The organism is Allofournierella massiliensis (assembly GCF_964241245.1).
Classification (GTDB): Bacteria; Bacillota; Clostridia; order Oscillospirales; family Ruminococcaceae; genus Allofournierella; species Allofournierella massiliensis.
The window spans coordinates 1-20,591 of record NZ_CAXSWZ010000003.1; the positions used below are offsets into that span (position 1 = coordinate 1).

The window sequence follows — 20,591 nt, forward strand, 5'->3', positions numbered from 1 at the left end:
AGCGCACAATTCCTCTTCACCAGCTGGAAACGCTTCCGCAAATACAACGCCTTTGCCACAGGAATTACCCAGAACATTGAAGACTGCCTGTCCAACAGTACTGCTTACGCCATGTTGGCCAACAGCGAATTTGTGTGTATGCTGCGCCAAACCAAAGACATCGATCACGTTGTGGAACTCTACGGTCTGTCCGATATTCAGCGAAATTATCTGCTGAAAGCCCGCCCCGGCCAGGGCATCCTGAAAATGGGGAACGCTTTGATTCCCTTCGTGAACGATTACCCCAAAAACACCAAAAGCTACCGCCTGCTTACCACAAAACCCGGAGAGCTGGAAAACAAATCAGAAGGAGATTCCGATGAATAAGGAAAAACAAATCCGTGTTCTTCTTGTACGTCCCGGTCAATATCCGGAAGAACGCATGGTAGACAATACCCTGCCCGCCCTGCAAAAACTGGTGGGCGGTGATATTGAAACTGTTTCCCCCTGGCCGGACCGGGTCTGTATTGTCTGCGATGACGAAGGAAAGCTTAAGGGAAAGCCCTTCAATCGAACCTTGGGCGACTACGATGTGCTGGCGGGGGATTTTTTCATCTGCGGCATCCGGGACGATGACTTTTGCAGTCTGACGGACACACAGATTTCCCGGTATGAAAAACTGTATCATGACCCGCAGATTTTCCTTTCCACGTCGTTTGGTCTGTATACGGACACCTGTACTCCACAGGAATATGCACGTTTCATGAACCCCTCCACACCTGATAAAACAACCATGAGAAACGAGGAACGATGATGCTCCAGAAAGATAGATTCTCTGTTGTAAAACTGAAAGCGATTCAAAAGTATTTGGCGCGTCATACTGTAACCCGTACCCGACGATTCCAGCAGGATATCAGCACCGATGTCTCATCGGATACTTCCTCCAGCGAATCTACCGAGTATGCCGAACAGAAAATTCAACATACCACTTCTGATCTCGTTGAAACCACAGGAGATGTAGCCTTTGACAGCGCGCGGGTCTCCTACATAAAGTTCAAAACTATACGTGAAAAGCAGATGGCTCGACAGGCCAACCTCTTCCAAGAAGAGCCGTGTGCTATTCCTTCAGACACTGCGTCTCCTGATGAACGAACATCCCCCTTTCAGGCAAGCCATACCGAAATCCGCTCGCAAAAAGAATCCGGATTTTCTGAAACGACATCCGCCCAGCACAAAGGCGGTTCCTTTCATACAAATGCTGCTCAAAAACACATTAAACAGAAGAACACCTCTCCTGCGGTACGATCTCCCTTTGCCACTTCCTCCTCAAGTATTCCTGTGTCAAAAGGTAATCGGGTAGTTGAAATCCATTCAGACAAATCAGCGCCGCATCCGAAAATTCTCCCGCAGTCAAAAAAACAACAGGTAATCTATCAAAAGCGGATGGCTCAACTGAAAAACAACATGATTCAAAAACGAGCTATCCAGAAACGTCTGGAGCAGAATGCAAAAAAGGCCACCGAACACTCGGTGGCCTTTGCTTCTAAATCTTGGAAATCGCCCGCGCAAAAAGGTAGTGTAGCTGTTTTGGAGCAATTCCAGAGAATCGCGGCAGCTGTCTGGGACAAAATTCGAGTAGCACTTATTGCCGCAGCAAAAACTATCAGTAGCGCACTGATCGCTTTGTGCGGGCCAGTGGTAGCCACAATCATTGTGGTACTCTTTATCGGCATCATCGCTGTTGTCCTCTGTTCACCCATCAGCATTCTGTTTGCCGATGAGAGCAATGACCCCACCTCGATTCCCATTCGAGAAATTGTATCGGAAACCAACCAGGAATTTGAAGATGAAATCAACTCGCTGATCGAGGATCACCCAGAGTGCAGTGACATCGAAATCTTCTACGATTACCCTGACGGGTACACCTGGTCAAGCTACTGGCCTGAAATTCTTGCCCTTTTCGCCGTAAACGCAAACCTGCGCAGCGACAGTGATGTGATTGTGATAGACGAAGCCAAAAAAGAGCAGATTCAGGAGATTTTCTGGCGTATGCACAGTATTGAATGGGAGGTTGATGAAGAGGAAATTCCTCAGCCTGCTCCAACGCCCGATCCTGCCACATCCATTACTCCCGATCCCCCAGCGCCGGAATACAGATATACACTTGAAATTACAGTCAGCAGCCGATCAGTGGGGGAGCTTGCACATGAAATGGAGTTTTCATCTGATGAACTCGCCATCATGCAGCAGCTGCTTTCTGATGAGCTGAGGGGTTATCTGATCGGGCTTTGTGGTAACAATTGCTCCGGTGAACCCACTCTTTCCTAATATGGAAAAGATTAGTCTCTGCGGAAGATATCTCGGGTATAGACCTTACTCTGTACATCGTCCAAGCAGCTATCATATCGGTTGGCAATGATTGCCTGAGCCTGATTTTTAAACTGCTCCAGATCATTTACGACTCGGCTGCCAAAGAAGGTTTCGCCGTCTTTCAAAGTGGGTTCATAAATGATTACTGTAGCGCCTTTTGCCTTAATGCGTTTCATGACACCCTGAATGGAGCTCTGGCGGAAATTATCGGAATTGGACTTCATGGTCAAACGGTATACGCCTACCACAACTTCTTTTTCCTTGCTCTCATCCCAGCTGTCATTGGCTTCGTAAGCACCAGCGATTTCCAACACACGGTCCGCAATGAAGTCTTTGCGGGTTCGGTTGGACTCTACAATCGCCTCAATCAAATTTTCTGGTACATCCTGATAATTGGCCAGCAGCTGCTTGGTATCCTTCGGCAGACAGTACCCACCATAACCAAAACTGGGGTTGTTGTAATGGCTGCCAATGCGAGGATCAAGGCACACACCATTGATAATCTGCTTGGTGTCCAACCCTTTCATTTCCGCATATGTATCCAACTCATTGAAATAGCTGACACGCAGAGCCAAATAGGTGTTAGCAAACAGCTTAACTGCCTCCGCTTCGGTGAAGCCCATAAACAAGGTGTCGATATTCTCTTTCAGAGCACCTTCCTGCAGCAGACCAGCAAAAGTATGCGCCGCCTGAACCAGGCGATTGTCATTCAAGTCCGTACCCACAATAATGCGGCTGGGATAAAGGTTATCATAGAGAGCCTTGCTCTCGCGAAGAAATTCAGGGCTGAACAAGATATTTGCGCTGCCGGTCTTTTTACGAATGGACTCGGTGTAACCCACGGGAATGGTGGATTTGATCACCATAATGGCGTTGGGGTTATACTCCATCACCAGTTGGATCACATTCTCCACCGCAGAGGTATCGAAGTAGTTCTTCTTGCTGTCGTAATTGGTAGGAGCCGCAATGACCACAAAATCTGCATCGCTATATGCCGATTTTGCATCCAATGTGGCAGTCAGATTCAGCTGCTTTTCTGCCAGATATTTTTCAATGTACTCATCCTGAATGGGTGATTTCCGGCTGTTGATCAGGTCTACTTTTTCCGGGATGATATCCACTGCGGTAACGGTGTGATGCTGCGCCAGCAACACTGCAATGGACAGACCGACATAGCCAGTTCCGGCTACTGCGACTTTCATTTTTATTCCTCTTTTCCCATATAGAATTCTTTGTACCATTCAGCAAATTTGCGAAGTCCCTCACGCAGCGGAGTGGCCGGTTTGAAACCAAAGTCTCGTTCCAGCGCACTAGTATCCGCGTAGGTTACCGGAACATCGCCAGGCTGCATCGGAACCAACTCTTTGTGTGCTTCAAAATCATAATCTTTGGGCAGCACTCCTGCACGAATCAATTCCTGTTGCAGAATGTCCACGAAATCCAGCAGGTTTTCCGGCTGATTGTTACCGATGTTGTACACTGCATAAGGGGGAATCGGCAGACCATCCTCACCGGTCTGGCGCTGGGGCGGGCGCTTCATGATACGCTCAACGCCTTCCACGATATCGTCGATATAAGTAAAATCTCGCTTGCAGTTTCCGTAATTGAAGATCTGAATCTTCTGCCCTGCCCGCAGCTTGTTGGTAAATCCGAAATAAGCCATATCAGGCCGGCCAGCCGGACCGTACACCGTAAAGAACCGCAAACCGGTGGACGGAATATTATAAAGTTTGGAATAAGCATGCGCCATTAGCTCGTTGCTCTTTTTGGTCGCCGCATACAAGCTGACGGGGTTGTCCACTTTATCTTCCGTAGAATATGGAACTTTTTTGTTGGTTCCGTACACGCTGGAAGAACTGGCATATACTAAATGCTGTACACCCGGACGCCCGTTATCATAGGAATGACGGCAGGCTTCCAGAATGTTGTAAAAACCAATCAGATTGCTTTCGACATACGCATCCGGATTTGTGATCGAATAGCGGACACCAGCCTGGGCCGCCAGATTTACTACCACCTGAGGCTGATACTGATCAAAAATAAAATTAATCAGATCTTTATTGGTCAAATCACCTTTTACAAAGGTAAATTCAAAATGCTGGCGAAGTTCCTCTAAACGAGCTTCCTTAATGCGCACATCATAGTAATCGTTTAGATTATCTAAGCCAACAACTTGAGTATTTCCACCTTGTTGCAGAATCCGTTTAGCTAGATTGGAACCGATAAAACCAGCTACACCCGTGATGAAGATTGTCTGTTTTTTCATAGTAGTCTCCTTTTTAACTCCGACGCAATAACCGAAGCGCCGTATTTGCTACAAAGGCAACATCCTTACGTTTGATGAATAGATACGCCAGATAAGCCACAGCATAAATAGAAAGGCCTACCATACCACCCACATACCAGCTGGCACCAATAAATATAATGGTTAGACAGAGTTCCAAAACAATATCTGTTTTTACATTGATATCCATAACCTTAGACAACATAAGTTCTGCAAATACACAGCGGAATGCCAGCAAGAATACAATTGATACGACCGCCAAGTCCAAATTGTGTAGCCAAAATGTTGTCAAAAAGGTAGTAATAGCACTTAATAAAACCGTTATTACATTGATCAGTAATAGCCACTTTTCTTTATGGAAATTTTTTAAATACGGTTCTATCAACATGCTGCTTTTACTTGAATACACACACATCGGAAATAGCAATGCCATATATCTCAAGCTCTCTGAATACTCTGGAAGCCATGCTGAAAGCAATTCTTTTATTGGATAATAAGCTAATAATGCGCTTAAAAGAACTGTCATTATACAGCACCTTGACATATTATATACCTTTTCATAAATGCTGACATCGGTTTTTCTTAAAGTTGGCAACATAATAGTTGCCACAGCACTAACAAAAACCATTAATAAGTTGGCAATTGAAATAGTTAATGAAAGTTTTCCAAAAGTCTCTACATCCCATTCTACTTCAATTCCAATTCGTACAATTCCAACCACAAGACTGCTAGATAGTGTAGCAAATAGGATTTTAATACCTACTCTCATATTAAGTAGACATTCCTTAATTACTCTCCGCTCTAACAATGAAATCTTTTCTAAGCACTGAAACAAATCTATCGTTTGATAAACACAATAGATAGTAGATAAAATATATCCTATTATAATAGCAACTACATACCAATAGAATCGACTTACTCCCATCAGGATCAAAACAACTGATATTATAAGATAAGCAGATTTTTCTATTACAATTGCTTTTGCATATTCTTTAAATCGGCTAGTCGCCTGTAAAACATTTAAAATCAACAGTCTTGGAATGATTGCCAAGAATGAAATTGTGCACAAACTAAAAACAATCCGTTTGTCTGGATCTTTTATGCACATTATGCAACCCAGCATACCTATTATCACTAAAACACATTCCAAAGCCGTGAGAAGTTGAACTTGTTTACCTAAAAAAGATTTATCGACACGAGAATAATCTGTTCCCGCATAATTAATCAACATTCCTTCAGGTAAACCAAACCCAAACACCCCTATATATACGCTATAAAATGTGTACAATTGTATTAATGCATATTCATTAACACTGATTGCTTTAGGCAAAATGAGTGTTACAATAACAGAAACAATCAAAGTTATTATATTCGAACCAAAAGCATATACAAAATTGATGAAAATTTTTTTAATCATATGCCCGTCTTTCTATATTTTACTACTTTTCCGGGATTACCTGCAAAAATTGTGTAAGGTGGAACATTTTTTGTTACCACTGTGCCTGCCCCTATTATGCTTCCTGTACCTATTACAACTCCTGGCAAAATAATTACCCGAGCACCAATCCAAACATCATCTTGAATTTCAATTGTTTTTTCTTCACCAAAGCCTTGAGCAATCATAGGGCGTTCCAAACTACTAAATTCATGATTTTGAGTATAGCAAATTAAATACGGCCCAATCATCACATTGTCTCCAATTGTTACTCTTGGACTAATAATCGAATCTTTCCCAATTCCAGAACATTTTCCAATTATTGTGTCTTGCGCAATGCTTACCCCCTTTTCAATATTAATCGTTTTATCAAACTTTCTTCCAGTCCACATTTGATACGTAAATCGTCGAAATCGTCTGGACCACTGGCCCACTGGTATTCCTGCAATCTTTACTCCTGATTCTGGCAGATGACTTGCTACAACTTTATAAAGAACTTTAAACATTAACCTCATTTTACAATCCTCTTATAGAAAGCGGTGATATTTTCACAGCTATCCTGTGCATCAAGCCCGCGCTCTTTCAATAACTTCATGTTATCTGATCTTCCTGTTTTTAGAGCTTTTTGGATTGTTGAAATCCACTCATCGACAGGAGCATCTAAAGAAACTGTATAAATATTAGGGGCTATTTTTGCTTCATTTTGTATCCTATCTGAAACAACACACGGTAATCCATTAGCTTGTGCCTCTAACAGTGCGACTCCAAAGCCTTCACTTAATGACGGAAACACAAACACATCCATTGCATTCAAGTAAGGAATAACGTTATCTCTTTTTCCTGTTAAAATAAGTTTATTTCCAATCCTATTTTGTTCAGTGTATTTTAACAGTTCTGCTTTTCCTGGACCATCTCCGACTATTAGGACTGCATACTCTTTGTCCTTAATTAAATTTAAAATTTTCAACAAGTGAATTTGGTTTTTTGCAGCAGATATAGATCCTACTGTTCCTAAAATAATTTTATTTTCAACATTCAATTGTATTCTTGTTTTTATTCTCATTTCATTTGAAAATTTATATTGTTCTACAAGAATACTATTTAAAAAAACTTCACCTTTCTTCTTGAACCATTTTTCCCCAAACAAATATTTCCCTGCCATTTCACTGCATCCAATAAGCCTGGTTGAATACCTCCCCATTAGAAACCTCATTGTCATTTCATACGGTATTCGAACCATCGTTCCTTCTTTTGGCAACTTAACCCCATGCGAATGAACTATTATGTTCTTAATTCCTGAAGTGGATGCGGCCGCTGCTATAATTCCATTTGTAAATGCCATATGGGCATGTACAACAGTATACTCTTTATGTGCACGAAAAAATTTCAGCAGCTCTTTATATAACTCTAATTTTGAAGGACTTTTCGATTTTAATTTGTAAACTATTACTCCTGAATTCATTAATTCTTTTTCATAATACGAGTGCTCTTCTCCGCAAATTAAGCAGTCACATACCACTTCTTTTTTATCTGAATTCAACAGTATGCTTCTTACAACATTTTCCAATCCACCTATATTCATACTATTCACTATATGTAACACTTTTATCATAGTATTTACCTCAAAAATTCACTATAGGAAAAAACCCACATATACGGATCATAGTTATCTTTTGCATTGTAATTGTAATAGGAATTCCAAAATATAAATACACTTACTCCTACTACTAAACAAATTGCAGCAAGTCGATTTGTGAGCTTCTTCACTGTAGTTATAAGCAAAGACACCGAAATAATTAGAGCAGGCATAAAATAGAAAACGATTCTATAAGTCTGTATCAAGGCAACCGAGTTAATCATTAAAATATAGTAAAAGAAAATATTGTTAATCCAAAAATAATTATTAGGGTTTTCATTAAGTAGCTTGTCGTAAAAAAAGATCATCAATGACAGCGAAACAAGCGACAAGGCTATTTGCGTTATAGATCCTTGTTGTTCTGCAAATTCTGTTCCCAAAAACTCTATGCCGTATTCACTGAAAGAAACAATTTTTCTAATCAAATACACTGTCACCGGATATAACACAGTACCCAATACTGATAATTTGATAAGAACTTTTTTGGGAACCTTAATTATTGAAAGTGCAAAAACCAATATCGCCAATAATGCGGATGAATGTGAAAGTACTGCACACACAAACATGATTACAATCTTGTAATTGATAGTAATTTTTTTTTGATTCTTCAATTCACAATACGCTAAAAGTAAAAAACTAATAGCTAGCACCTGCCGGAGTGCACCAAATCCCATAAAGAACATATCTGTTGTAAAAAACATAAATATGCTAACGGGAAGATTTGTTGACCATTTTCTAAAAAACAAACTAACTGAACTAATATAGATAGCTGCTAAAAAAAATGTCCACCAAAAATATGGGATTCTTAAGTAACAAAAGATTTTTGCTATAATTGAAAATAAAATATCTGTTCCAAATGTTGCTGATGGATTATTGAGTAAGGTCATATATCCAATCGGGTATGTTCCCTTATACCAATTGGCATCTATACCTACACCCCACCTAAATAGAAATATGATAGCAATTGGCATCATTGCTATCATCATTCGAGGGATACTGTCGATTTTTATATATTTACATCCATTTTCAATTTTCTTTTTTGAAAGGAACAAAGATAGTACAATCGACAAAATAAAAACGATGTAGTAAAAAACCACTTACCTTTTTCCTCCCCGTTACTTGCGATAGACAAATGTCCAATATTTTACAAGCAAAAAACCAAAAGCAAACGTAAGCATTGTTAATGTTCTATTTTCCGAGTTTTTAAAAATCTCAAAAACAGTGTTTCCAGCCCATAAAGAATACGCAACATATAAAATAGATTTTTTAAATCTAATTTTCAATTTTATATCATTGAGTGTCATTAAATTGGCAGCATGTGCACATCCTTTCGGATTACTAAGTCTCAACTTACGGCCTGCACTTGTTAATCCATCGGATAAATATTCGAATTCTCCTAATGCAGTATTAAAAAACACAAATTTATACTTCCGCGATGATCCAATCCATAAATCTGTCTCAGGAATAAATTTTTCATTTTGAAAAACACTAAATGGATATTCTTCGGCTATCTTTTTTCGAAAAACCGTAAAATGTTCTCCACCAATTCCTCCATTAACTATACATTCAATTTGGTTTGAAATAAATTCATCTTCAGGAAATGGCTTTCCTGAAAACAACTGATTTTGTGTGTTTTTTTGCCAAACTAGTGCACCTACTTGACTATTTCCGATATATTTTTTACATTTTAAAATAATATTTTCAACTGCATCTTCATAAAGATATTCATCACTATCCAAAATCAAAAAAAATTCTGTTTGGATATATTGATATGAATAATTTAACGCTGTGTGTTTCCCCCCATTTTCTTTCCAATGATATTCAATTTGAAACTCTGCTTTCTCTTTTAGTTTATTCACAATATCTCTTGTATTATCTGTACTTCCATCATCAACAATCAGCCATTTAAAGGATTGATTGCTTTGACTTCGAAGCTTAGGATATACATTTTTTTCTATACAATCAGCCCTATTATATGTTGGAGTAACAATTGTTATCTGAAAATTCGTCATTGCTGATTCTCCAATATCATCTATTTATGTATGCACCAAAAATTTTGCAGCATATAAAAAAGGGGAACACGCGGGTTAGAGCAGCTGCCGTTCTAGTCTTTTTATTGTTTGGATATTTTCTTAACCAGTAGTATTGTTTAATTCTTTTTAACAGTTGACTTCTCTGTTTTGGATCCGCTATACTATCACACATCCCCATAGTTATAAACAATTGAAAGCAAAGTTGACCATAAAATGCCATTTTTATATTTTGATCAATATCATTTCTTGCTGTCCATTTCTCCAAAACCCATAATAAATCATCACAATCTTTATATGTTCTCTTTTTGCTCGCAGAGTTTTCTCTGATCGTCCTAATGTATGGAGCTTTATTTAATATATCGACTGTTCCACAAACGCTCATTAAACTCATTGCCCAATCAATGTCTTCGTGAAGTCTCCCCTCTGGAAAATAAATATCATTTTCAACCATTAATTCTCTTTTAATAATTTTCGAACAGGGAGAAATGATATTATATACATTTGCCATAATATAATTCAATTTATTGGCATCCATTTTCCCTCTAATCTTCTCAACATCTAATTGTTTTTGCGTTTTTTCAAACTTTTGATTGTGATTCCTAATAAATTCAAATAGCATGATATCGCAGTTTGTCTTCTTAATTTGATTAATGGCATCTTCAAGGAATCTGTCATCATTCCAATAATCATCAGAATCTAAAAACACCACATACTCGCCTTTTGCTCTGACTAACCCAGAATTTCTTGCTACTGCAGCTCCTAGATTATTTTGTTCATACAAAAAGATTCTCTCATCCCATTGAGCGACACACTTATAAATTTCATTTGAACTTTTTTCTGAACCATCATCAATAATTATTATTTCTATTGATTTGAATGTCTGAGCAAGAACACTTTCAACACAACGTTTAATATACGTTCCCGAATTATACGCTGGAATAATTATCGATACTACAGGATTCATCTGTCCTCTCCCTCAAATCTAACACATTCAAGTTTTTTATGACTCTATTGTTCTTGAAAGTTCAACTATCTTACCCAATACTTCAAATACATCTTTCTATTAATTTTTCTTTGAATAACAGCTACAATAGATACCAAGTTGAAGTGTTTGATAAACCAATTTAAATCTCTTTTTCCTAATCGTTCATGTTTAGCTTTATCTATTTCTTTCTGTCTTAACTTCTCGTAATCCAACGGATTTTCAATTTTCTTCAGTCTATTGCTATACTCATTTACAGCGTCTACAGAATTTTTGCAAATAGTTAATCTTCCATTTTTCTCTTCATAGAAAACCACTTTACGCTTGCAATTTCTCTTTTCATCTATCTCAATAATGTAAATGTACCCTTTTCTATTAGCCTCAGTTTGTTTCACCGAAACCCCATATTTTTTAGAACTACAATCATCAAAGCAAAAATTCCCTAAACTAAATGCTACACTTCCCTTTTGAAAATCACATATACCTTGTATTACATGTGGATGATGCCCTATAATTGTAGCTTCATATTGATTCAAGAATTCTTTTGCAAATTTGAAATGCTCATATTTAGGGTAGTGAGTATTTTCCTCTCCCCAATGAACACAAATAATAGGGTACGCATTATTTATCTCCCCCATTTTAATACATCTCAAACAATTTTCAGGAATCAAAGTATTTAATTTTCCTTTTCTCATTAGCCCCTTATAGTGCCATGCATTTGTACTAAAGCAACAAAACGCATCTAAGTATACATCTGCTACATCTCCTTTTAGAACAACCCCTTTATTATCAATACCACAATATGTAACATTGTAGTCCTTCAATACTTTCACTGTCTCCTCAAGCCCTTTTGTACCATAGTCATAAATATGGTTATTGGCTATCGTAACAACATTGACACCTATTTTCTTCAGAATTTGAATATTTAAAGGCGAACTCTTTAAAGTCAAAGTTTTGAATTCTTTTGAAACTTCACAATTTGTTAAAGGTGTTTCCAAATTTGCAACCACATAGTCGCACTCCTGTAATATTTCTGTAATCTCAGAAAACGATTCCAAAATCTTTTCTTCGCTATTTTTTGTAATATCAAACTTACCAATTAGCGCAGTATCACCTAGAAAAGCAATTCTCATCATTTATCCCCACATTTCTCAAATTTCTTTCCCATCATCTCATCAAACCCATCTGGTTCAAACTTCATGTATCCGCTTCCGTCAAAAAAAGTGATTTCGCCAAAAACGATACATCCATTCTGGTTATACAAATCAATACGTGCATGAGGAAACGGTTTAGCTAGCTTTTCGGCACACTCAATCATTTGCTCGTAATTTATTGGCCGCTGTATATCGCGCTTTAATGGCCTCTCGTCTGCCCGTTCATAGGGCAGACGAGAGAATTCTTTATCAAAAATCCCTAAACCAGCTCCGTTACCCAAGTCTCGGTCTGCAATTACATATAAAAATTTTGCTTTCCCTGAAAAGCAAAAGAACTTATAGTCAATCAATCCTCCGTCCTGTGGACTAGAAGGGATATATTTTTCAATCAAAATTCGATGTTTTGCATTGTCATACACCCATTCTCTGCCAGGATGTTTCCCCTTTACCGGTTGAGTCCAGCGTGCAAGAAATTCATAAAATTCTGCTTTGTTCAGCTTGCTCTTATCTTTACAAATCAACACGTCATTTCCGCCGCCGCCCAGTGTGTCTTTCGCAACGAACTGATCCGGCAGTTGATCCCAATCTACTTCCTCCGGGCTACTGTACACACCATAGATCGGATTCAGAATATTCTCCAATCCAACCTGTTTCACATATTCCCGCACTTCGTATTTATCTACACATTTTGCCATCAGTGGATCGCGGTAATTGAGTTTGTACCACTGAAGTTTTTCTGTATAACGCTGCGGATTTTTCAAATTTAACTTGCGTCCGGTCTTCAATCGGTACTGGAGCTGTACCATCCAAGCATCCGGCACAAAGCTCAAAATCCGCATCAACTTAATGCGGACTGTTCTGCTTTTAATCAGCTTTTTATAATCCATCTTCAAATTTCCTCAGATATGAATCATTTACTTTTCAGTCTGATTCAGCTCATTCAAATACGCATCCACCACAATCTGGCGGTCAAATTCCCGTTCAATCTTAGTTCGACCCGCAAGACCCATATCTCGCCGCTGTTCCCAGCTCAAGGCAAGAAATTTTTCAATCTGCTTTACCAGATCCTGCGTATCTTTTTGTTTGCAGATAAATCCATTTACACCATCGTCAATGATTTCCCGGCATCCACTGCGGTCCGTTGTGATCAGCGGACGGCCACAGGCTGCACTTTCCAGCAGAACATTGCTCATTCCTTCCGGGTAATAAGTGGGGTGGATCGTACAGCTGCTCTGCATCTGATACGGCAGCAAGTCCTTTTGCTGTCCGTGATACTGGATCACACCCTCACGGGTCAGTTCATCCAGTTTTTTCTGATACTCAGCATCATCGCAAACCCCCAGCACATGAAACACCGCCTCCGGATGTTTCTGACGAATGATTCGTGCTGCCTCGGTATACTGATCAATCCCCTTCTCTTTTAAAATCCGGGCCATAAACAGGAAGTTGACCTGCGCATCGTGAGGATACGGCAACACATGGTACTGGCTTGTGTTTACACCTGAACCAGGCAGCAGTCCTTGTTTATCCAACGCAATTCCATGCTTACGGAAAAACTCCTGATTTTCGGTATTCTGAAAAAACACCTTTTGTGCTTTACGCGTCGCCAACTGATATAACATAAGCGTCACAAACTGAAGTGGGCCGGAATTTTCCACTGCTGTACCCAATCCGGATACATTCATTACGCACGGAACCCCACAACTGGCCGCAGCCATACCCCCGTAAATATTTGGTTTGATTGTGTAAGTAAACATCATATCCGGACGAATCTGCCGCAGAATTTTTTTGTAATTCTGCATCAGCTTTAAATCCGTCACCGGATTGGTTCCATGACTGGAAATCGGCGTATCAATATAATGGCATCCCATCTTTTCAGCAGTGGTGTAACCATCGCCAAACTGACTTTGAGGGAAAGAAACATACACCTCATGACCCGCTTCAACGAGTTGCTCCACTAGCTCTTTGCGGAAGCGAAAAATCACCATTTCACTATTGCCGGCCAAAAGCACTTTTTTCTTATTCACGATATTTCCCCTCTTACATCGCCCGGCGCTGCTGACGCAACACCTGAGTTTCTTCCTGGAACTGTGTAAATTCACACTGCTCTTTTCCCTTCTGAATCAGCTGTTCCTGTTGGTGACGCACCTCATCCCGATGATGGTGTGCAGTTACACCTTCTTTGATGTCCTGGCGGCCCAGCACCTTCAGTACACTGTCGAAAAACACTTTCGCATCGAAGGCCATGCTCACATTTTTTAAGTACTCCCGATCGTAGAATACTTTGTCGTAGTCGTTCAGCAGATCACGGCCGTTAATCTGCGCCCAACCGGTGATCCCCGGCTTCAACTGATCTACGCCGTAGTACCGGCGCAGAAAATGTACGCTACGCTCCTGCCGAATCAGAGGGCGGGGACCGATCAAGCTCATATCACCTTTTAGCACATTCCACAACTGGGGCAATTCGTCGATACTTGTATCCCGCAGAAACCGACCCAGCTTGGAAATATAGCTGTCTGCATTCTGCAAGTTTCCAGTAGAGGAATATTTGGGCGCAGTGCTTTTCATCGTCCGAAATTTTGTGATATAGAACACATGACTCCCCTGTCCTACTCGCTTCTGGCGAAAGAAAACAGGCTCGTTCGGGCTGCTCAGTTTTTGCAGTATCGCCACAAACAAAAATGGGATTGCCAGCACGATCAGAGCCATGCCGGAAATCAAAACATCAAACACCCGTTTTCTTTTTAGATATTTTTCCTGTGCAGAGGTTAGCGGGATGCGATGCTCCCGCATGATCCCCCGCATAGTCTTTCGCTTCAATTCTGTCTCCATCCTTTTATCCCCTTATGCGTTTCAAATTCCCAATAGCTGCAATTTTTCTCGTTTCTCTATAGACAAAGGCTTTTTCGCCCCGGGCTGCAGAGCTCTCCTCTGCTCATAAATCCATCGGCCCAACCAAATCCCATCATCCGTTTTATACGTTGCTGGGATGTTCAGATTCCCGTGTTCTTCCAGATATTTCTGAGCCAACTCATAGCGATGCTGCCACGAATCTGCTTTTTGCCAAATCATTCCGATGCCCTCCAGCAAATCAATCCTATCCTGCGTCAGCGGCTTCGTGCTTTTTTCTGGATTCTGATAGACATACCGTTGCCTAGCAACCCATTTGCCCAGCAAAACACCGTCATTGGTCTTATACATCGTCGGCACATCCAGATTTCCGTGTGCTTGGAAGTACTGTTTCGCCGCTTCATATCCTTGCATCCACTGGTTTTCGTTACAGTTGCCCCAGTACATGCCGATTTTATCTAATCGCTCAATCTGCTCCTGCGTTGGCGGTTTTCGCTTAAACTCTCCTTTTCTGGCCTGGCGCAGAGATCGAACCCACGTTCCGAGCGCCAATCCATCCGGAGTCTTATAGTCAAAAGGCACCAGCAGATCTCCATGCACGTTGTAATATTCTAGTGCTGCACAGTAGTTCTTTTCCCACCGAACACTGCTTGCATCCCATGCCATTCCAATGGAATCCAATCGTGCAATCCTCTCTTCATCTAGAAGCTCGCTTTGCTCTCCATTAAGTCGCCTTTGTCTAAGATTGCTAATCCAGCTTCCAAGCAGGAATCCATCAGGAGATTTATACCGGGCCGGAACAAGCAAGTCCCCAAACTCTTCGTAGTAGGCTTTGGCATGCTCAAATCCGTTTTCCCAAGCACTTTCCAACCGGTTCTCCCAAATCATTCCGATGCTGTTCAGCCGCTCGATCTGGCTTTCGCTTAAAGCCCCCGCACGGTTTCCTGCATACACGGAACGCTGTACCCCGATCCAGCTTCCCAGAGAAAGCCCTGCCGCCGTTTTATATTTTTTCGGCACCTTTAAATCGCCATATTCCGCTACATACTCTTTCGCTGCCGCGAAGTACTGTTCCCACGTTCCGCTCAGGCTGTTACGCAGCGTCTCAAACAGAGCGCGGCAGTCCTGCACCTGTTCCACCACCTGGAAGCGTTCGGTGACGATTTTATCGCCTTCGCCCACCACATACATGTGTTGTACGGCGGTGGCCATCTCCTCCTTGAGTGTATCGATGCTGCACAGTCCCTCGAAGTTATTCACCACGTCCAGAATCAGAGGCACTGCACTGTCGCCTGCAGTCAGGGCCCGGCCAATCTGCTGCTTGTAGATGATCGGGCTGATCGTGGGCCGGAACAGGATCACTCCCGAGATTCCATCCACATGCACACCCTCATTGAGCATGTCAATGCAGAAGAGCAGCTTCAGGGCACCGCTGGAGTCTGCCTTGAATTCCGCAAACGCCTTGCTGGTACCCGGATCTTCGGAATAGGCCATGTAGAAATGGATGTCCGGATTCACTCCGGCAAACCAGGCGCGGGACTGCTCCATCATCTCGCGCATGTGCTCCATGCCGGAGCAGAACACGATGTATTTCCCACTTTTGCTCGTCATGTGACGGGCAAATACCTGCTCCAAACCGTCTGCCTGTTCCAGCGCCCGGCGCAGGGCGTCCAGATATTTCTGATTCACATCCCGCAGCGCAGCCGGCCGCATGGTGCGTACCTGTTTCTGGTATCGCTCCATCTCGTTCTGGTATCTGAACACGGTGGTCACATACTTCGGAGCAGGCAAAATTCCCCGGACGATCGCCTCTCCCAGGGAAATTTCACTTGCGATATGGCCCTCGAACAGTTCCTCTGCCATATCCCGCATATTATCCAGATACCTCACATTGGTTGCGGAAAGGCCTAGCAGCTTTGCGTCGGGGTTGGCTGCAATGGTACGCTGTACCGCATTGCCCCACTGTTCCGCACCGCACCGGTGGAACTCGTCCAGAATGATGTAATCTGCATTCACGGCCAATTCTTCCTCGCTGAGGAGCAGCAGCTTGGCGTAGGTACGGAAGGTTACATTAGAAAGCTTGTCCGGCCCGCCGCAGCGTGCTAGACTTTCCAGCTGAGTGGCATAGATATACTCGCTGGGACCAAGCCAAAGGATCTGTTTTTCCGCCTGGTCCAGAGCGAGTTGAAATGCAATGAAGCTTTTTCCGGTTCCGGTGGGGTGGACGATGGCCGCTTTGCCTTCTTGTTCCAGCATAGCGACAGCGGAAAGATATGCCTTCTGGTTGTGCTCAAACAACTTCACCGCCACATGCATCGCCTCCCTCTCCGCGGTTTACAACGTAAGAAGCATTCAGTACTGAATTTTCAGATAAAAGATTAATGCATTTAGAACAGGGTACACAAGATTATTTTAATCATAACTTATTTTGCAGTTTTTTTCAATGAAATTCGATATTTCTCCATGTAATTCAGTTATTTGCCCGAATTACTGTCCTAAAAGACAAAACATATTGCTTCTTCTGTTATAAAAAAATGCCCGGCTCTCTTCCTTTCGGAAGTGCACCGCGCATTTTCCTTCTTTTTCCTTTGTTTTTATACGGATTCCATTACGTTCAGACACAGCAAAAAAGGCTATCCGACAAGCGGACGGCCTTCCTTCTCTGTAACTTCTCTTACATTATAAAAGCAACCCCAGTCGCTCAATCTGCCTGAGATGCTCTTCTCCGCTGGTTCTGGTATAGATGCGTGTTGTATTTATGCTGCTGTGTCCCAAAAGTGTTGCCAGGTGTTCCAAATCCCGCTGCTTTTGATAGAAGCAGCGGGCAAATAGATTACGCAAATTGTGTGGAAACACCTTTTTGGCATCCACATGGGCCTGTGTACACAAAGCCTTCATCATGGCCCACACATTGGTTCGGTCGATAGGTCTACCGGAGCGAGTCACAAATACACTTCCCTGCCAAATCCCTCGCTCCCGGCAATATTCCAGAAGTTTTTCGCAAAGCTTTCGCGGCAGCAGAATGGTACGATATTTCCCCTTATTACAGATATCTGCCCTCCCGCGTTTCACCGCCTGTACTGTAATGAAGCGAAGCTCACTCACTCGAATTCCGGTAGAGCAGATTGTTTCAAGCAAATGAAACAATCTCATATTTCCTTTCTGGCGGGCTATTTTCAGCAGCCGATAATATTCCTCCCGACTCAATTCCCGACTGGGTTCCGCATAATGCCTGCGCTGTACTCGGACTGGCCGCACTCGGCATTCCTGCCACCCCATAAACTTAAAGAAGCCATTGAGTGCTGCCAGTGTCACATTCACACTGGCTGGAGAATAGCGTTCCATGAGCCACTGTTTATAACGCACTGTCAGTTCCTTTGTAACCGTTCTCCCCTCTGTCCACTGGGCAAAAGCACGCAACTGGTGCTGATACCTCTCAATCGTTTTCTTTGCCCTCTCCTGTTCGAACAGCTCTCGACCAAAGCGGCATATTGCAGTTTCCTGAATTCTATACTCCATAGCACATGTCTGCCGAGCAGATTATCTCGACTTTCCTTTCCTTTAATTTTCACAACGCGCTTTTGTCTCTGTCAAATGCCTGTTATTGCGCTCTGAATAGTTCAAATTATACCACCGCCATTTCCTCATTTGAAAAACAACAAATGCCTATAAAATGGCACACCAATGGCAGGGTTCATGCCGATGACGGAAAAATCGCATCCTGCTATAATAATAGCGTCCCCCCTTGAATCCCGGACGCACTCACAATATTTCATCTGCTTTGCATTTCGTTTGGAATGTCCATTGGTCATCTCTTTTGTATATCGCAACCAATTTTTTAATAATAAGCAACACAGCATCATTTTCTTTCGTTTTCCAGCGGAAATATTGAATCACAAAGGAGACACTCATGAATCCCACAAATGAAATCCTCACTCTGGCTGAAGAAATCCTCCCCCTGCTCCAAGCAAACATTACCCCGGACGGCCACTGCCTCTTTGACCCGATTAAGGTCAAACTGGCATTGGAGCTTGTGAAATTTGAGATTGAACAGAAACCCGACGAAACCTCTGCTGCCGACTGATCTTCCGGCAATTCCCTCATCATCTACCGGTATTAAAGTGCCAATGAGCATTTATCTGCTCATTGGCACTTTTTTACGCCGTCCGTATGTTGAGTGTGGAAATCCCTCTATATCGACGGTTCATTTTGTTATGCAGGTCTGACCTGCAGGAAGGAGAAAAAATGTTAAAAGTCATTGCAACCGATGTACTCGTCTCCAAAGGCTACAACGGCGCCCCCGCTCTCCATTTTTCCGAAAACGGGAGCACCGTCCGTTTCCGGATCGGCAAGAAAACCTATGATGCTCGAACGGAAAGCGGCCAGCATTGGATCAATTTTTCCGTGAAAGCCTTCGGTTCCGTATGCGAACGCATCAAAAAAATGCAGCTGAAAGAGAGTGCCTGCATCAATCTCATGGGCCGCCTGGATGAGGATGTATGGAGCGATCCCCAGACGCATGAAAAGCACCGGGCAATGGTCATTATCGTGGAGGAGATCGAGTACTGCTCTTCCGCGCATTTCTCCCCGCGCGAACACAGAAAAACTGAATCGCATTCCTCTACACAAGTTTCATCCCGCCCTGCCAGCAAACCAACCGGTACTTTTACGGGATATGAAATTTTCGACGCATCGAAAGGATAAAACTTTATGCACACACTTCACATGTTGGATATCCTGCCGTTGATTGATATTGCTCAACCACCACCGGGTGCCAAAAACTACAATATTCCCTGCCCCTGTTGCGACCATGCGCCACGCAAGCGCCACCTGAACATCAATCTGGAAAAGGATGTATTCCGTTGTCCACGATGTGGTTTTGCCGGCGGAATTTTCGATCTTTATTCCTATTATACAGGTACTCCGCGACACGGTGCTTACTCCACCCTTTTGTCCCGACTGCCTTTTTCCACCAACAATCTTCCAAAACAACCTGTTGCCAGCAACGAAGCGCCTCTTTGCCCTATTGAGCAACGAAATGAAACCTATCAAGCCCTCCTTTCGCATCTGTCGCTGGCATCAGATCATTGGGAGTCTCTTTTGTCCAGAGGATTGTCCCCAGAAGAGATCCTTCGCCTTGGCTACAAAACAACCTCTTCAGGAAACACCAAACTACTGGCAAGCCATCTTCTCTCCAACGGATATTGTTTGCAAGGAGTTCCCGGTTTTTATCAGACTGCAGCCGGTTGGACGCTCATTCCGCAACAGCGTGGTATTCTAATTCCTGTCCGCGATCTGCACGGCAGAATTCAGGGGCTTCAGATTCGTTGCGACAGCACATCCCATCGAAAGTTCCGCTGGTTATCCAGCATCAATCGGAAAAGCGGCTGCAAAGCAGAAAGCTGGGTTCATATGTCTGGTGCACCGAAAGATATGGTTCTGCTCACGGAAGGAGCCATGAAAGCGGACATCATCCACTCATTCACAGGTCAGACTGTGATTGCGGTGGCCGGAATCAACGCGCTTTCCCATCTGGAAGAGGTACTGGCAGATCTTCAGCAACGTGGAACCCGAAAAATCATGATTGCTTTTGATATGGACTTCTTATCCAATCCTCATGTACAAACCGGATACTGTCATTTAACCAAACTGCTGTCCACCCTTGGTTTTTGCTACGGCACCTACCTTTGGGACCCGCATTACAAAGGCCTTGATGACTATCTGCAAAATTTTCGTCCGAATTCGTTCCCAACTCCTGTCGCCCCTCCTGTTTTCGACAATATTCCATAAAATCCAATTTATGGTGCGACTCTACAACGGCTGGTTTCTTCCGCCTTCATTCTCTTTTGCTTACAATAAAAGTCGAAG

Annotated in this window: 19 protein-coding genes and 1 pseudogene; 6 read left to right on the plus strand and 14 right to left on the minus strand. The window is 42.4% G+C overall.

Features of this window, described 5'->3' with window-relative positions; genetic code table 11:
- The 3 genes and pseudogenes from ACESYO_RS02385 to ACESYO_RS02395 all read left to right on the plus strand — a co-directional run.
- Positions 1-366, plus strand: a pseudogene (locus ACESYO_RS02385) (VirB4-like conjugal transfer ATPase, CD1110 family); the annotation flags it as partial.
- Positions 359-793, plus strand: a complete 435-nt coding sequence (locus ACESYO_RS02390; protein ID WP_132587433.1) for a DUF3846 domain-containing protein — start codon at positions 359-361, stop codon at positions 791-793. The pseudogene ACESYO_RS02385 and the gene ACESYO_RS02390, both read left to right, overlap by 8 nt.
- Positions 790-2,307 (plus strand): hypothetical protein, encoded by a 1,518-nt coding sequence (locus ACESYO_RS02395; protein WP_373211185.1) that lies wholly within the window; start codon positions 790-792, stop codon positions 2,305-2,307. The genes ACESYO_RS02390 and ACESYO_RS02395 overlap by 4 nt, the downstream gene beginning before the upstream one ends.
- Before the next feature lie 11 nt (positions 2,308-2,318).
- Here ACESYO_RS02395 and ACESYO_RS02400 read toward each other — a convergent pair whose 3' ends face one another.
- The 14 genes from ACESYO_RS02400 to ACESYO_RS02465 form a co-directional block, all read right to left on the minus strand.
- Complete coding sequence (locus ACESYO_RS02400) at positions 2,319-3,551, minus strand: nucleotide sugar dehydrogenase (protein ID WP_373209381.1); 1,233 nt, start codon at positions 3,549-3,551, stop codon at positions 2,319-2,321.
- A gap of 2 nt (positions 3,552-3,553) precedes the next feature.
- Complete coding sequence (locus ACESYO_RS02405) at positions 3,554-4,615, minus strand: NAD-dependent epimerase/dehydratase family protein (protein ID WP_373209380.1); 1,062 nt, start codon at positions 4,613-4,615, stop codon at positions 3,554-3,556.
- A gap of 13 nt (positions 4,616-4,628) precedes the next feature.
- Positions 4,629-6,050, minus strand: coding sequence for a lipopolysaccharide biosynthesis protein (locus tag ACESYO_RS02410; RefSeq protein WP_373209379.1), 1,422 nt, complete (start codon positions 6,048-6,050; stop codon positions 4,629-4,631).
- Positions 6,047-6,583, minus strand: a complete 537-nt coding sequence (locus ACESYO_RS02415) for an acyltransferase (protein ID WP_373209378.1) — start codon at positions 6,581-6,583, stop codon at positions 6,047-6,049. The genes ACESYO_RS02410 and ACESYO_RS02415 overlap by 4 nt, the downstream gene beginning before the upstream one ends.
- The gene (locus ACESYO_RS02420; protein ID WP_373209377.1) at positions 6,580-7,680 is read right to left on the minus strand and encodes a glycosyltransferase; all 1,101 of its coding nucleotides are present in this window, start codon (positions 7,678-7,680) and stop codon (positions 6,580-6,582) included. Before ACESYO_RS02420 ends, ACESYO_RS02415 begins: the two co-directional genes overlap by 4 nt.
- Positions 7,681-7,685: 5 nt before the next feature.
- Entirely contained in the window at positions 7,686-8,801 is a 1,116-nt protein-coding gene (locus ACESYO_RS02425; RefSeq protein ID WP_373209376.1) for an EpsG family protein, read from the minus strand.
- An 18-nt stretch (positions 8,802-8,819) separates the two neighbouring features.
- Positions 8,820-9,716 carry a glycosyltransferase family 2 protein gene (locus ACESYO_RS02430; RefSeq protein WP_373209375.1) on the minus strand — a complete coding sequence of 299 codons (897 nt, stop codon included), beginning with the start codon at positions 9,714-9,716 and terminating at the stop codon, positions 8,820-8,822.
- 16 nt (positions 9,717-9,732) lie between these two features.
- A complete protein-coding gene (locus tag ACESYO_RS02435; protein ID WP_373209374.1) occupies positions 9,733-10,701 on the minus strand; it encodes a glycosyltransferase family 2 protein in 969 nt (322 codons plus the stop codon).
- A gap of 65 nt (positions 10,702-10,766) precedes the next feature.
- Entirely contained in the window at positions 10,767-11,855 is a 1,089-nt protein-coding gene (locus tag ACESYO_RS02440; protein WP_373209373.1) for a CapA family protein, read from the minus strand.
- Positions 11,852-12,760 (minus strand): ATP-grasp fold amidoligase family protein, encoded by a 909-nt coding sequence (locus tag ACESYO_RS02445; RefSeq protein ID WP_373209372.1) that lies wholly within the window; start codon positions 12,758-12,760, stop codon positions 11,852-11,854. The genes ACESYO_RS02440 and ACESYO_RS02445 overlap by 4 nt, the downstream gene beginning before the upstream one ends.
- A gap of 27 nt (positions 12,761-12,787) precedes the next feature.
- Positions 12,788-13,900: a glycosyltransferase family 4 protein gene (locus tag ACESYO_RS02450; protein ID WP_373209371.1), complete on the minus strand. Its 1,113-nt coding sequence runs from the start codon at positions 13,898-13,900 to the stop codon at positions 12,788-12,790.
- Between the two features lie 13 nt (positions 13,901-13,913).
- Complete coding sequence (locus tag ACESYO_RS02455; RefSeq protein ID WP_373209370.1) at positions 13,914-14,705, minus strand: sugar transferase; 792 nt, start codon at positions 14,703-14,705, stop codon at positions 13,914-13,916.
- Between the two features lie 21 nt (positions 14,706-14,726).
- A complete protein-coding gene (locus ACESYO_RS02460) occupies positions 14,727-17,039 on the minus strand; it encodes a Helicase associated domain protein (RefSeq protein WP_373209369.1) in 2,313 nt (770 codons plus the stop codon).
- Positions 17,040-17,402: 363 nt separating this feature from the next.
- On the minus strand, positions 17,403-18,242 hold the full coding sequence (locus tag ACESYO_RS02465) for a tyrosine-type recombinase/integrase (protein ID WP_373209368.1): 840 nt from the start codon (positions 18,240-18,242) through the stop codon (positions 17,403-17,405).
- Between the two features lie 391 nt (positions 18,243-18,633).
- On the opposite strand from ACESYO_RS02465, the gene ACESYO_RS02470 reads away from it, so the two are divergent.
- From ACESYO_RS02470 to ACESYO_RS02480, 3 genes are all read left to right on the plus strand, one after another.
- Complete coding sequence (locus ACESYO_RS02470) at positions 18,634-18,807, plus strand: hypothetical protein (RefSeq protein ID WP_373209367.1); 174 nt, start codon at positions 18,634-18,636, stop codon at positions 18,805-18,807.
- A gap of 161 nt (positions 18,808-18,968) precedes the next feature.
- The gene (locus tag ACESYO_RS02475; protein WP_373209366.1) at positions 18,969-19,427 is read left to right on the plus strand and encodes a single stranded DNA-binding domain-containing protein; all 459 of its coding nucleotides are present in this window, start codon (positions 18,969-18,971) and stop codon (positions 19,425-19,427) included.
- Between the two features lie 21 nt (positions 19,428-19,448).
- Entirely contained in the window at positions 19,449-20,513 is a 1,065-nt protein-coding gene (locus ACESYO_RS02480) for a toprim domain-containing protein (RefSeq protein ID WP_373209365.1), read from the plus strand.
- Positions 20,514-20,591 lie beyond the last annotated feature (78 nt).

Coding starts and splice junctions, on each gene's coding strand:
- ACESYO_RS02390 (WP_132587433.1), top strand. CDS start 359: ATGAATAAGGAAAAACAAATCCGTGTTCTTCTTGTACGTCCCGGTCAA.
- ACESYO_RS02395 (WP_373211185.1), top strand. CDS start 790: ATGATGCTCCAGAAAGATAGATTCTCTGTTGTAAAACTGAAAGCGATT.
- ACESYO_RS02400 (WP_373209381.1), bottom strand. CDS start 3,551: ATGAAAGTCGCAGTAGCCGGAACTGGCTATGTCGGTCTGTCCATTGCA.
- ACESYO_RS02405 (WP_373209380.1), bottom strand. CDS start 4,615: ATGAAAAAACAGACAATCTTCATCACGGGTGTAGCTGGTTTTATCGGT.
- ACESYO_RS02410 (WP_373209379.1), bottom strand. CDS start 6,050: ATGATTAAAAAAATTTTCATCAATTTTGTATATGCTTTTGGTTCGAAT.
- ACESYO_RS02415 (WP_373209378.1), bottom strand. CDS start 6,583: ATGAGGTTAATGTTTAAAGTTCTTTATAAAGTTGTAGCAAGTCATCTG.
- ACESYO_RS02420 (WP_373209377.1), bottom strand. CDS start 7,680: ATGATAAAAGTGTTACATATAGTGAATAGTATGAATATAGGTGGATTG.
- ACESYO_RS02430 (WP_373209375.1), bottom strand. CDS start 9,716: ATGACGAATTTTCAGATAACAATTGTTACTCCAACATATAATAGGGCT.
- ACESYO_RS02435 (WP_373209374.1), bottom strand. CDS start 10,701: ATGAATCCTGTAGTATCGATAATTATTCCAGCGTATAATTCGGGAACG.
- ACESYO_RS02440 (WP_373209373.1), bottom strand. CDS start 11,855: ATGATGAGAATTGCTTTTCTAGGTGATACTGCGCTAATTGGTAAGTTT.
- ACESYO_RS02445 (WP_373209372.1), bottom strand. CDS start 12,760: ATGGATTATAAAAAGCTGATTAAAAGCAGAACAGTCCGCATTAAGTTG.
- ACESYO_RS02455 (WP_373209370.1), bottom strand. CDS start 14,705: ATGGAGACAGAATTGAAGCGAAAGACTATGCGGGGGATCATGCGGGAG.
- ACESYO_RS02460 (WP_373209369.1), bottom strand. CDS start 17,039: ATGCATGTGGCGGTGAAGTTGTTTGAGCACAACCAGAAGGCATATCTT.
- ACESYO_RS02465 (WP_373209368.1), bottom strand. CDS start 18,242: ATGGAGTATAGAATTCAGGAAACTGCAATATGCCGCTTTGGTCGAGAG.
- ACESYO_RS02470 (WP_373209367.1), top strand. CDS start 18,634: ATGAATCCCACAAATGAAATCCTCACTCTGGCTGAAGAAATCCTCCCC.
- ACESYO_RS02475 (WP_373209366.1), top strand. CDS start 18,969: ATGTTAAAAGTCATTGCAACCGATGTACTCGTCTCCAAAGGCTACAAC.
- ACESYO_RS02480 (WP_373209365.1), top strand. CDS start 19,449: ATGTTGGATATCCTGCCGTTGATTGATATTGCTCAACCACCACCGGGT.